The following is a 12,911-nucleotide window of genomic DNA, read 5'->3' on the forward strand; positions in this document are numbered from 1 at the left end:
AAAAATGCCCAGCTATAAAGCTGGGCATTTTTATGTCTAATAAAAAACAACTATTATCTAAATCCGAAATTTATACCAAAGGTCACTGTATTAAACGTTCCCAAAGTATAATCAGCGTTTAATCTGAAGAAACCAAGCTTTAACTTAGCACCTATATTTCCTGTTACCCCATTTGCCTTTTTAGTTATAGAAAAAGGATCTGTATATGTTTCTGACGAAAAAGGACCACTGGTAACCCTATACGTTCCTAAAACATCTGTAACGGATTTACCAGTTACATACCCTAACCCACCATAAAAGTTGATGATGGGCAATTTTGTAGAAATTACAGCATTGAACGTCCATGTATTAATACTTGCTTCCATACGCTGATCTTCACCCTCGATCGTACTTACATCAGTAAAATCATAATCTCCATTAACACTTGTATATCCAATTACAGCAGATATGGCTACAGGCAAGATTTTATCAGCAGGTAATAATTTGGTAAAATCATGTTGAATACCAAAACCAATCAAACCCACAGACGCTCCTTCATATTCCAATTTTGGTAAAAATCTGGCTTTTATTTCAGTTCCTTTTATCAATCCAACGCTTGCCTGTAAATACCCAGAGGGTATAAAATCTATTCCTTCATCTGAAATACCAGTAGGCAACTCGAAATCTGTACGAACGTTAAATCCTGCCACTTGTCCTTCTACAAAGACATTTATACCTTTTAAATCACCCAACGCCGATGATACTTCCCTAGCCACTCCTGGGTTTTCTACAAAATCTAAATTCTGATAATCATTAGGGTCTAGTACAAAAACTTTTTTGTCTGATTTATTTTTAAAACCGGTAATATTCCCCACAACAGATATTTCGAAACCACCTAAAGGTTTAGCATCTGCCGTATTGTACCATCCTGTAGAAAAATTATAAATAGCACTCTCAGAAAGTGGGGCTAAATAATCATTGGTGAATTGCTCTGCGTCTTCTACGCCCGCCGCAAAAACATCATTAAAATCAGTTTGGGCCATTCCTATGGAAATACTACATAAAAATATCCCTGTAAGTAAATTCTTCATTTTTTGAAATTTTTCCTAAAACTAAAAAACCTGCGCTATTGACGCAGGTTTTTGTTGTGTAAGTGGTAAATTCTATGTGTCAATGTTAGCATAAACAGCATTTTTCTCAATGAATTCTCTACGTGGAGGTACTTCATCACCCATTAACATAGAAAAAACCCTGTCTGTTTCTGTTGCATTTTCAATTGTAATTTGCCTTAAGGTCCTAAACTCAGGGTTCATGGTCGTATCCCATAATTGCTCCGCGTTCATTTCTCCAAGACCTTTATATCGTTGAATACTTACGCCCCCACTATAGGTATCGGCAATAGCGTCACGCTCTGCATCGTTCCATGCATATTGCTTTTTCTGACCCTTTTTTACCAAATAAAGAGGTGGTGTTGCGATATAGACATGACCACCTTCAATCAATTCACGCATATAACGGAAGAAAAAGGTTAGTATCAATGTTTCAATATGACTACCATCAACATCGGCATCACACATGATAACTACCTTATGATAACGTAATTTTTCTAGGTTCAATGCCTTACTATCTTCTTCTGTACCAATAGTAACACCCAACGCCGTATAAATGTTTTTGATTTCCTCGTTTTCAAAAACCTTATGTTGCATTGCCTTTTCAACATTCAAAATCTTACCTCTTAAAGGTAAAATTGCCTGAAAATTCCTATCTCGACCTTGTTTTGCAGTTCCACCTGCAGAATCACCCTCTACTAGGAATACTTCACATTTAGTTGGGTCCTGTTCAGAACAATCCGATAATTTTCCTGGTAGTCCACCAATACTCATTACGGTTTTACGCTGTACCATTTCACGTGCCTTGGTCGCAGCGTGCCTTGCTTGTGCCGCCAGAATAACTTTCTGAACTATCACCTTGGCATCATCTGGGTGCTCTTCCAAGTAATTGGTAAGCATTTCTGATACGGCTTGACTTACAGCTGAGGAAACTTCCCTATTACCAAGCTTGGTCTTAGTTTGCCCTTCAAACTGAGGTTCAGCTACCTTTACGGAAACAATTGCAGTAAGTCCTTCACGGAAATCATCCCCTTGAATCTCAAACTTAAGCTTATCCAACATTCCAGAAGCATCTGCATATTTCTTTAATGTTGTTGTTAAACCTCTCCTAAATCCGGATAAATGTGTACCACCCTCGTGCGTATTAATATTGTTTACATATGAATGTAAATTCTCTGTATAACTGGTATTATAGATCATGGCCACTTCAACAGGAATATCATTTTTCTCTCCTTCCATAGAGATGACGTTCTGTATCAACGACTCACGGTTACCATCCAAGAACTTAACAAACTCCTTTAGACCTTCATCAGAATAAAACGTTTCATTTACATACTCACCTTTTTCATCTTTCTGGCGCTTATCGGTAATACTAATGCTCACTCCTTTGTTAAGAAAAGAAAGCTCACGCATTCTATTGGCCAAAGTGTCGTAACTATATTCTATAGTTTGGGTAAAGATGGTATTATCTGGATGAAAGGTTACTTCCGTACCTCTTTCGGTGGTCTCCCCTATTCGTTTAACTGGATATAATGCCTTTCCCCTTTCATATTCCTGCTGCCAAACAACGCCCTCCCTATATACGGTTGCCGTTAAATGATCAGAAAGCGCATTTACGCAGGATACACCAACACCGTGCAAACCACCGGAAACTTTATAAGAATCCTTATCAAACTTACCTCCAGCACCAATTTTGGTCATAACAACCTCTAGTGCGGAAACACCTTCTTTTTTATGAAGATCTACAGGAATACCCCTACCGTTATCTTTGGTAGTGATGGAATTATCCTCATTTATGATAACGCTAATGGTATCACAATGTCCACCCATTGCTTCATCAATGGAGTTATCCACTACTTCATATACCAAATGGTGCAAACCACGCACACCTACGTCACCTATATACATGGACGGACGCATGCGCACATGTTCCATACCTTCCAATGCCTGGATACTATCCGCCGAATACTGCTTCTTATTTGCTTCTTCGCTCATAAATTAAAGGTTGTTTTAATTTCAAATTTTGCAATCTTACAAATATACGCAATACCCCATGAAATATAGTCTTAATAGGTTTTGGTCATTATCAAGTTATCAACAATTATTGTGGAAAATTAGACATTTCGGAATTGGGCACCTAACCAAATTGTTCAAACGATTTACTGTACACTTATCTCCATCAAAGCCAACGAACATCACCTACATTTAAAAAGCACTAGAGGCGTCATTTTCATGACGCCTCTTTTGGACTAATTAAAAAATAAAAACTGCTCAGTTTCAATGAAACTGGTAAACAGAATTTTTAATATGGTAATATAATTTTATTTCACATAGGCATCATCATGAACATTGGCTACTGCCCTACCTGATGGATCGTTCATATTCTTAAAGGCCTCATCCCATTCCAATGCTATTTTGGTACTACATGCCACTGATGGCTCTTGCGGTACACAAAGAGCTGCTGCATCTGATGGAAAATGCTCTTCAAATATAGAACGATAATAAAATTCCTCCTTACTGGTCGGGGTTTGCAAAGGAAATCTGTATTTAGCATTTGCTAATTGCTCATCAGTTACTTCAGAAGCGACCATTTCCTTTAATGTATCTATCCAACTATACCCAACACCGTCCGAGAATTGTTCCTTTTGTCTCCAAGCAACACTTTCTGGCAACATATCTTCAAATGCCTTACGAACCACCCACTTTTCCATTCGTTCACCATTTATCATTTTATCTTTAGGGTTGATACGCATTGCAACATCCATAAACTCCTTGTCCAAGAATGGCACACGACCTTCTATACCCCATGCCGCTAGTGACTTGTTAGCCCTTAAACAATCGTACATGTGCAATTTATCGAGCTTACGAACTGTTTCTTCATGAAAATCTTTTGGACTTGGTGCCTTATGAAAATAAAGGTATCCACCAAAAAGCTCATCTGCACCTTCGCCAGACAATACCATTTTTATCCCCATAGATTTAATTACCCTAGCCATTAGATACATAGGTGTTGAAGCACGGATAGTTGTTATATCATACGTCTCCAAGTTATAGACTACATCTTTAATCGCATCTAAACCTTCTTGAATGGTAAACTTAATTTCATGATGTACCGTTCCAATATGGTCCGCTACCTTCTGTGCTGCCGCCAAATCCGGTGAACCTTCCAATCCAACAGAAAAAGAATGCAACTGTGGCCACCAAGCATCTGTTGTATCACCAGATTCTATACGTTTTTGTGCATATTTTTTAGCAATAGCTGAAGTTACTGAAGAATCCAAACCACCAGAAAGTAAAACACCATAAGGCACATCCGACATTAGTTGACGATGAACGGCCGCTTCCAAAGCTGTCTTAATTTCCTGTATGCTGGTTTCATTCTCTTTAACTGCATCATACTCCATCCAATCCCTAGAGTACCATCTTTTTAACTCACCTTCCGAGCTGTGCAAATAATGCCCAGGAGGAAATAACTCTATTTTTGTACAAGTGCCTTCCAAGGCCTTTAATTCTGATGCTACATAAAAAGTTCCGTTCTGGTCCCATCCCATATATAAAGGAATAATTCCCATATGGTCACGTGCCACAAAATATTCATCCCTTTCTGTGTCATAAATTGCAAAACCAAAAATACCATTCATTTCATCCAGAAAATGGACTCCCTTTTCTTGGTACAAAGCCAAAATTACCTCACAATCAGATTCCGTTTTAAAATCATACTTACCTTCAAACTGCTTACGTAATTCCCTATGATTATAAATTTCACCATTTGCGGCCAATACCAATTTACCATCTGTACTTAACAATGGCTGCTTCCCGGAAGCGGGATCAACAATTGCTAATCTCTCATGGGCCAGAACAGCTTTCTCATCAGAATATATACCGCTCCAATCCGGTCCCCTATGTCTAATTTTCTTAGACATCTCCAATAATTGAGGTCTTAGCACTTCTGTACTTTCCTTGACATCAAATGCACATACAATTCCACACATAATATTAATTGTTATATCAATTTCATTGCAAATATGAGTATACTATTTTATATTTAAAACCTAATTTGCATTTACAATTACATATTTTTACAATTTAAGTTTATTTAAAACAAATATGAAACAATATTTTATTTACCCAATAAATAATTTTCATTTCTGTAAGGCAGAAAAAAATTAACGACTTTTTATAAATAAAAGCTTGGTGCTCTACTTAGCTTTGAAAATCTATAAAAACTTAAACTCATTATGAAAAAATTATCTGTACGTACACTATTTCTTTTTGCATTGGTTTTAACAACAACTGTTAGTGCCCAAAAATTTACATCTGTTGATATGAGCCCGATGGATATGGCTTCTTTTCCTACAGATTACAAAGTTTCAGAAAAAGCGATACGGGTTACCTATGGCAGACCTCAATTAAAGGGGCGTTCATTAACAGAACTTGCCCCAGCAGGTAAAATATGGCGAACCGGTGCCAACGAAGCTCCCGAAATTACTTTTTATCAAGATGTGAAATTTGCCGGTGCAGATGTTAAAGCGGGAACTTATGCTTTATTGACCATACCTGGCGAAAATGAATGGACGGTAATATTGCATAATGGACTTAACCAATGGGGTGCTTATTTTTATGAAGAGGGTAATGATGTTGTTCGCGTAAAGGCCGCGGCAAGTACAGAAGCGAATTCTTTAGAGGAATTTTCCATGGCTTTTAAAGAAGTTGAAGGTGGTGCACATTTGGTAATGGGATGGGACAAGGTAAGAGTTGCTATACCCGTGATGTTTTAATTGACACATCTAACTTTTCTATAATTTACACCCTAGCTTTGTTAGGGTGTTTTTTTTATACTGATTGCTCCCAACACATATTTTTCGGCCTTTACATTGTTAGTATCCACCGAAATACCTACGGATATACATGCAACATCCTTAATAGTAAAAGCCTCATTTTTTGTAAAAGCCTAATCCATCGTCTAGACGTTGCATTAAAAACGATAAGGCCGGTTTTTTCTTTTAATGGTTCACCATAACCTAAAAGATGGTAAGTGATTAGTTTAAAAACAAATAGATAGACCCCTGAGATGTAAATAGTAATAAATGAAAACCATATACTATTTAAAAAATAAAGAGCACTATTGTTTATACTCAGGTAATTTTCTTTTCCCTTGAATCTTAAAAGTCCCTTGATTGGAATATGCTTCTCCGGAAATATCGTCGTTGGAGACCCATAGAACTACTGAAACCCGCTCCATACCTTCAATATTCATATTAAACTTAATGGTATTTTCTCTTACCTCAACATCTTGACCTGTAAGTGTACCGTTGCTTAACTGAATATCAACCTTATGGGCCCCATTGTTATTTTCAACAAAAAGCACACCCTTTTCATAGGGAGCCTCGGCCCCAAATACAGTATACTCCCAAACACCTATAGGGTTGTTTTCTAAGGTATCAATACAACCAATTGTAGCGTTTTCCCATAAGTTTTCTGATATAGGTAACGAGCTCCATGCAAATGATAATGAAACAAAAAAAGAAATTATTCCAATTCGTAATCTTTTTCCCATAATTATAGTAGTTAGTTTAATGCAGAACGCTAAAATTATTAAAATATTCCACGTCATTATAGACTTAGATAAAATAAAATCCAATTGAACATTAGAAGTAATTACTATGTTTAAAGAAAGATAAACAATGTCATTTAGTCCTAGATTACATTTTACGATTTAGGTTTGGATTTTTGCTTTTCCTTGATTCTTACATAAATCAATTTTTTACGTCCTTTAGAGTCTTCCCTCCTTTCAATTTCAAAATTGGAAATTGAACTGATCAGTGGCGTTAGTTTTCGGAAACCATAGTTTCTAGAATCAAAATTGGGCTGCTTTTTTTGAAGTAGACTACCCACATCGCCCAAAAACGCCCACCCATCATCATCTGCTACATCGTCAATTGTTGTAGAAATAAATTTTAAATCTTTTGGTGTAATCTTATCTATACTACTTTCAACCGGCTTGGATTTTTTTGCAGTATCAGTAACATCTTCTTCTAGATTGTTTTTTAAAATCTCAATGTATATAAACTTATCACATGCAACAATGAATGGGTTTGGTGTTTTTCTTTCACCAATACCAAATACCTGCATCCCGGCTTCACGTAGTCTTGTGGCCAACCTAGTGAAGTCGCTATCACTACTAACTATACAAAAACCGTTTACCTTACCAGAATACAAAATATCCATAGCATCGATAATCATGGCAGAATCAGTAGCATTTTTACCTTGGGTATAGCCGTATTGTTGAATTGGGGTAATGGCATTCTCAAGCAATATGTTCTTCCATTTCCCTAAGCGCGGATTTGTCCAATCACCATAAATACGTTTTATCGTTGGGTTGCCGTATTTAGCAATCTCCTCCATCATTTCTTTTACATATGCTGATGGAATGTTATCACCATCTATCAATACCGCTAAGTTTAATTCCATTTTTCAAGGTTTTTGTAAAGGTAACTTGTTTTCGAAGCTTTCATGTAGATTAAAAGGTCTATGGCCAAAATCACATTAAAAAAACTGTAATTACTGCGGATTATTTGCTTTTAATGAGCCCACACCAAGGAACAATAAAAATGCCAATCCTAAATAACCTACCATTTTATAAGAGCCAAATACAGAAAGACATAAACTAAATATACTTGGCGCCAAAGCACTGGCCAAAATTAAAAAGCTCATTACCTTACCCGTAATACTACCCAAGTGCGACCTTCCAAAAAACCTGGGCCAAACAATTGCATTTAGAACCGCAAAAAAACCACCTAAAGTTCCAAAGCCAATAATAAGCATAGGAACACCAATGGCTGTAGATAAGAAAAGGAAGCCTACAGAAGCAAAAAATCCTCCTAAAATCATTAGGTACAAATAAAGTTTTAAGGATAGATAATCACTCAAAAAATTAAAAACAGTAGAAATTGTAACGGCAACCACCGATCCTGGAAGAAAAATAGAAATTGCTTTTTCTTTTGGAAAACCTTCAGTGGCAAAAATGGATACGATGTGAAAAGTTAGCCCCGTAATAAAAAAACTATTAAAAGCTAGTGTTAACCCATACATCCAAAAAGCCCTAGTTCTTTTTGCCTCACCCAAGGTATACTGCTTAGCGGCAGGCTTTGAATTTTCCTTATCAACTAAATGTTCCTTAGCACCATCAGGCAAAAGACCATGTGATTCCGGAGAAACCTTGTAAAATATAAAAATAAAAATACTGAACACCAACAAACCCAATCCTAAAAACTGCCACGTTTGTTGCCATCCATGACCATCGATCAAAGCATTTATCCATAGTGGAGATGATGAAAAACCAAATGATAGGGCAACACTACTAACAGAGTTTACCTTACCCCTATTCTTATCAAACCAAATCATAATAACGTTACGGGAAGCCATGGTAAGCACACCCTGCCCCGCAAAACGCAATAAGAAAAATAGTAGCGTTATAACCACGAAAGATATCATCCAAGTATCAATGGATAACAATTGCTCAACAAAACTACTAATCTGGGCAGACCATGAACAAAGAAATAATGTGATTCCTAAAACCAAGGCGGCAAAGAATGCCACATATCGGGCCCCATATCTATCAAACCAAATACCTGCCCTACCTATCACCAAAGAACTAGCAATAGTACCAATCATGTAGGCATTGCTAAACTGGTTCCTAGTAAGGCCCAACGCTTCTTTAACTGGGTCTGTAAAGACGGAAACCCCAATAGTTTGCCCAGGAATACTACAATAAATACCCAAAGTACCCATTACTAGAATTATATAACCATAAAAAATGGGACTTTTGGCTGGGTCTATTAGTTGATATTTGGAAATTTTTGCCATAGTGTTTTATAAGCATAAAGGTAGGCCATGTTAAGGAGCCACGAAAAAGATACTGCTTATTACAATTTTGTATAAATTACCATTACAAAATAAAATAGATTTTAAACGTCATTAAAAGTATTCAGATCTTTTTATATATGTTTAAGATTATCTGTAACTTCCAACTTGAAAAAAACAAATCATGAAAAATAATCCCTCTTTATCTGTATTAATTATTATCCTTACCATATTCTCTTTTACGATTGTAAAGGGGCAAGAAGTTCAAAAAGAATTTTATGAGCTTAAAACCTATACTATTAAAAATAGTGATCAAGAAAGCCGTTTGGACAATTATTTGGCAAATGCATATTTACCTGCACTAAAAAGGCATGGTGTTTCAAATATTGGGGTATTTAAATTACGTCCAAATAAATTTATGCCTTCCAATAAAATTTACGTCTTAACACCCTATAATTCCTTGGCGCAATTTGAATCAATGGAGGCGACATTAGCTAATGACAAATCACATTTAACTGCAGGAAAGGAGTATATAACAGCCAAGTATGACAATCCTCCTTATGAAAGGATAAATTCTGTTTTAATGCGTGCATTTCCAGAAATGCCAAAGATGAAACCAACTACAGTAACGGGTCCAAAATCTGAAAGGGTTTATGAACTAAGAAGTTATGAATCCCCTACAGAGGCAACTTATAAAAACAAAGTAGCTATGTTCAATGAAGGTGGTGAGGTAGAACTATTCGAAAATTTGGGATTCAATGCGGTATTTTATGCAGAGGTTATTTCAGGTGACAAAATGCCCAATTTAATGTATATGACCACATTTCCTACAATGGAAAAAAGAGATGCTTTGTGGGAAGCTTTTTTTACTTCTGACAAATGGACAGCATTAAAGAATGATGAACAATATAAAAATAATATGAACAAGGCGGATATATTATTACTTTATCCAACCGATTATTCAGACTATTAAATCTTATTGGTAATCACAAATTCCACTCTCCTGTTTTTATAACGGCCATTTATAGTTGTATTGGTAGTTATTGGTTTTGAACTGCCATAACCGGCATGTGTAATTCTTTCTTTTTCTAGACCTTTTTTTATTAGAAAGTTTGCCACTGCCTCTGCTCGTTTTTTGGATAACGATTGGTTATATTGTTCATTACCAATAGCGTCGGTATGACCTTTAAGAGTAATGACCAATGTTTCATTTTTCTGTAAAAATGCAACTATTTGGTTCAATTCCTTTTTGGCTTCAGGCTTTAAATTATAGGTATCAAACCCAAAAAGTACATTTTTAAAAGTATTGGTCTTATCTATTTCATACTTTTCATTGGACAGGACCGGTTCCAAAACTTCCGCATTGGTCTTCCTATTACTTTTCGGAACAAGACTTACCATATCAAGATAGTAATAGGAACCTTGGGTAGCTTTGCGTTTCGTCTTAAATTTGCGTGTACTTTTATTGTCCTTAAAATTGCCTATGATTAGATAATTTTCCGTTCCCTTGGCCTTGAATTCCTTTTCCACCAACACCCAATCCTTCTTATCGGAATAAAACTCATCATAGCTAATTTCAATATAATTGGAGACATCCCCATTCACTCTGGAAAAATGCATTTTTGACAACGTCTTTCTTGTTTCCACCTTTATTTGCACTTCTGAAAATTGAACTCCAAATTCCTGTATGGCAAAATCTGAACGCTCTGCCAAACTCACGTAAAATGATATTTTATAAACTTCATCTTTTTTTAATTTTCTGGATAAAGTAGCCTGCAAATATTCTCTATAATCTTCGGGTGCATAAAAATAAAGGCCAACATAACCAATTCCAAAATTCGCCGATTGTTCCCCATTAAAATTTTTAGGTGTCCCCATGGCATCGCTACAACCATTAAAATAATCCGTAGAACCTAAGGTTGGTGACGACCAATGAGCCACATCCTGTTCTAGATTTCCCAAAATTTTAGGGCAATTTAAATGATTTTCAAAACTTGGATTAAGTACCAAGTTTTGTGAAAAACTACTGCTAGAAATACCTAAAATAAAAAAAACTAAGGCGCTTTGTTGTATTAAATTGAAAAACATATCTTTTGATCTTCCCCTCTAAAATACTAAATTTCCCTACTAAGGATTATTGGGCCATCAAAAAAGCCTTATCCCATAAAGGATAAGGCTTTTTAGTTAACTTTTAATAATGCTAAAAATCAAACTTGTACGTAGCACCACCCAACACCTGTAAACCCTGTACAGGATAGTTGGCCCAACGTTGGTAATTTGTATTTGCAATATTGGCTGCCTTTACAAATACGGACAATTGATTGTTCAACCTATGGCCAACATGTGCATTGGCATCAAAAAAGCTATCAAGTTTTATAATAGTTGCAGGAAACTCGGTAGGCGCAACATTTTGAACCGCTATGGTAGAAAAGTCTTCCCTTTCCCCTACATAAAATAAATTTGCTCCCATAAACCACTTTTCCCCAATTTGATAATCCATAAATAAGGAACCTGTCAAATTAGGTAAGTTCCACGCTGGGTTATCTGTTTCTGTGTTGTAATCATATACTTCAGCATTTAACCCCAAAGTAAAATTCCGATTTACATCGACATTTAATTCCCCAAATATTCCGATAGTCTTTATGTCATCATAAAAGACTTCAAAAGAGTTACCATAATAATACCCTTTCTCATCATCCCTAAAATTGTTTTGGGCATTTAACTTGAACAATGGTGTGTTATTCTCTGCGGTATAGGAACCTTTGATATTGTAACTAAGATTGGGTAGCAACTGACCTTTTAAACCTACATAAGCATTATACTGGCTATCTGTCGGTGCAATGGAAAGAGTTGGGGAAACAAAAGAATTTTCTTCTACAAAATCATAATAAGAATTCTGTCTTAACTCTCCCTCAACACCACCATAAGCAATTACGGTCTCATCCAACAACCTATAAGATGCAGTTACTGCCGGATAGATATAAAAATTACTTTCACTATTTTCTAAATCCTTTCCATAAACAAGGTTAACGCCTAAGTTTAAAGACAGGTTATCCCTAAGCATCACCAATCTAGGATTTATTCCAACTTGCAAATTTCCATAATTAATACCGGCATCGTTGGTAGAATTATTTATAGAAGCATTTTCAAAACTTCCTCCAACATAATCTACTTTTGCCTTAATGCCAAAAACCTCTTCATTTAATGGAAACTGCAACCCTACATTAAATATAGCCCGGTTCTCTCCAGATTTTACGGCATCCCAAAATCTACGGTACTTTACGTCTGCATGTTCAAAGACGGACTCTTCTACGTCAACATGCATTGAAGCCTCACCCATAAAATAATTTTGGCGCTCATCAATTCCATTTACCGTTGTCTCATCATAAACACTGTCTGGAAGTCCGTACCAGTTATACAACTGATGTTGAACACCAATATCCGCTCCCCAGTCCAAATCCCTATCACGTTTGATGTAGGAAGCATCTAAACTACTATTGGAAAAAATATTATCTAACTGTACCCCTGCTATGTCTCCACGTGAAGAATTATGATCCAGGCCAATGGTATAACTAGATTCCCTATCGATCTCATGGCTCGTGTAAAACTGCGCCATAATATTGGCAGGATTACCTCCGCCTGCAGATGCATAGGAATTAAAAAGAACCGGTGGTGGTGTTTTTTCTACCCTGGAAGCAGTACCTTTTGATGGCGTAAATGTAGAAGCCACGGGTACCGAAAAAATACTATAGTTTATTTTCTTTTTCTGTAATACGATGGAGTCATTAAGGTTAGGAACCGACTTAATCTTAAAGGCATCTGAAACTGTTGGTGTATATGCTTTGGTGACTGTAACCGTCTCTGTTCCCAAATCATCTGTATCGTTATCTTGGGCTATGGACACTTGATTACCAATTATAATTATAATGATAAGTGTTGCTATTTTTTTGTACATCTGTG

General features: G+C 36.2%; 10 protein-coding genes. 2 read left to right on the top strand and 8 right to left on the bottom strand.

Features of this window, described 5'->3' with window-relative positions:
- Positions 1 to 53 precede the first annotated feature (53 nt).
- The 3 genes from ACOCEA_RS00370 to asnB form a co-directional block, all read right to left on the bottom strand.
- Positions 54 to 1,070 (bottom strand): DUF6588 family protein, encoded by a 1,017-nt coding sequence (locus ACOCEA_RS00370; RefSeq protein WP_420754211.1) that lies wholly within the window; start codon positions 1,068 to 1,070, stop codon positions 54 to 56.
- Between the two features lie 72 nt (positions 1,071 to 1,142).
- On the bottom strand, positions 1,143 to 3,083 hold the full coding sequence (gene gyrB, locus ACOCEA_RS00375; RefSeq protein WP_420754212.1) for a DNA topoisomerase (ATP-hydrolyzing) subunit B: 1,941 nt from the start codon (positions 3,081 to 3,083) through the stop codon (positions 1,143 to 1,145).
- Between the two features lie 326 nt (positions 3,084 to 3,409).
- Complete coding sequence (asnB, locus tag ACOCEA_RS00380) at positions 3,410 to 5,080, bottom strand: asparagine synthase B (RefSeq protein WP_420754213.1); 1,671 nt, start codon at positions 5,078 to 5,080, stop codon at positions 3,410 to 3,412.
- 246 nt (positions 5,081 to 5,326) lie between these two features.
- On the opposite strand from asnB, the gene ACOCEA_RS00385 reads away from it, so the two are divergent.
- Positions 5,327 to 5,866 carry a DUF2911 domain-containing protein gene (locus tag ACOCEA_RS00385; protein WP_420754214.1) on the top strand — a complete coding sequence of 180 codons (540 nt, stop codon included), beginning with the start codon at positions 5,327 to 5,329 and terminating at the stop codon, positions 5,864 to 5,866.
- 344 nt (positions 5,867 to 6,210) lie between these two features.
- On the opposite strand, the gene ACOCEA_RS00390 is transcribed toward ACOCEA_RS00385, so the two are convergent.
- The 3 genes from ACOCEA_RS00390 to ACOCEA_RS00400 all read right to left on the bottom strand — a co-directional run bounded on the left by ACOCEA_RS00390 (position 6,211) and on the right by ACOCEA_RS00400 (position 8,954).
- Positions 6,211 to 6,645, bottom strand: coding sequence for a hypothetical protein (locus ACOCEA_RS00390; protein ID WP_420754215.1), 435 nt, complete (start codon positions 6,643 to 6,645; stop codon positions 6,211 to 6,213).
- A gap of 152 nt (positions 6,646 to 6,797) precedes the next feature.
- A complete protein-coding gene (locus tag ACOCEA_RS00395) occupies positions 6,798 to 7,559 on the bottom strand; it encodes an NYN domain-containing protein (protein WP_420754216.1) in 762 nt (253 codons plus the stop codon).
- Between the two features lie 90 nt (positions 7,560 to 7,649).
- On the bottom strand, positions 7,650 to 8,954 hold the full coding sequence (locus tag ACOCEA_RS00400; RefSeq protein ID WP_420754217.1) for an MFS transporter: 1,305 nt from the start codon (positions 8,952 to 8,954) through the stop codon (positions 7,650 to 7,652).
- Between the two features lie 181 nt (positions 8,955 to 9,135).
- Here ACOCEA_RS00400 and ACOCEA_RS00405 point away from each other — a divergent pair, with 181 nt between their 5' ends.
- Positions 9,136 to 9,924 carry an NIPSNAP family protein gene (locus ACOCEA_RS00405; RefSeq protein ID WP_420754218.1) on the top strand — a complete coding sequence of 263 codons (789 nt, stop codon included), beginning with the start codon at positions 9,136 to 9,138 and terminating at the stop codon, positions 9,922 to 9,924.
- On the opposite strand, the gene ACOCEA_RS00410 is transcribed toward ACOCEA_RS00405, so the two are convergent.
- The gene (locus ACOCEA_RS00410) at positions 9,921 to 11,039 is read right to left on the bottom strand and encodes an OmpA family protein (protein ID WP_420754219.1); all 1,119 of its coding nucleotides are present in this window, start codon (positions 11,037 to 11,039) and stop codon (positions 9,921 to 9,923) included. The two genes, ACOCEA_RS00405 and ACOCEA_RS00410, sit on opposite strands and share 4 nt — an antisense overlap.
- Before the next feature lie 112 nt (positions 11,040 to 11,151).
- Complete coding sequence (locus ACOCEA_RS00415; RefSeq protein WP_420754220.1) at positions 11,152 to 12,906, bottom strand: TonB-dependent receptor; 1,755 nt, start codon at positions 12,904 to 12,906, stop codon at positions 11,152 to 11,154.
- Positions 12,907 to 12,911 lie beyond the last annotated feature (5 nt).

Source organism: Maribacter luteocoastalis, from assembly GCF_048890225.1.
GTDB lineage: Bacteria > Bacteroidota > Bacteroidia > Flavobacteriales > Flavobacteriaceae > Maribacter > Maribacter luteocoastalis.

Bases quoted from the DNA above. Each gene is read 5' to 3' on its own strand.
- ACOCEA_RS00410 (WP_420754219.1), bottom strand. From the start codon at position 11,039: ATGTTTTTCAATTTAATACAACAAAGCGCCTTAGTTTTTTTTATTTTA.
- asnB (WP_420754213.1), bottom strand. From the start codon at position 5,080: ATGTGTGGAATTGTATGTGCATTTGATGTCAAGGAAAGTACAGAAGTG.
- ACOCEA_RS00390 (WP_420754215.1), bottom strand. From the start codon at position 6,645: ATGGGAAAAAGATTACGAATTGGAATAATTTCTTTTTTTGTTTCATTA.
- ACOCEA_RS00370 (WP_420754211.1), bottom strand. From the start codon at position 1,070: ATGAAGAATTTACTTACAGGGATATTTTTATGTAGTATTTCCATAGGA.
- gyrB (WP_420754212.1), bottom strand. From the start codon at position 3,083: ATGAGCGAAGAAGCAAATAAGAAGCAGTATTCGGCGGATAGTATCCAG.
- ACOCEA_RS00385 (WP_420754214.1), top strand. From the start codon at position 5,327: ATGAAAAAATTATCTGTACGTACACTATTTCTTTTTGCATTGGTTTTA.
- ACOCEA_RS00415 (WP_420754220.1), bottom strand. From the start codon at position 12,906: ATGTACAAAAAAATAGCAACACTTATCATTATAATTATAATTGGTAAT.
- ACOCEA_RS00395 (WP_420754216.1), bottom strand. From the start codon at position 7,559: ATGGAATTAAACTTAGCGGTATTGATAGATGGTGATAACATTCCATCA.
- ACOCEA_RS00405 (WP_420754218.1), top strand. From the start codon at position 9,136: ATGAAAAATAATCCCTCTTTATCTGTATTAATTATTATCCTTACCATA.
- ACOCEA_RS00400 (WP_420754217.1), bottom strand. From the start codon at position 8,954: ATGGCAAAAATTTCCAAATATCAACTAATAGACCCAGCCAAAAGTCCC.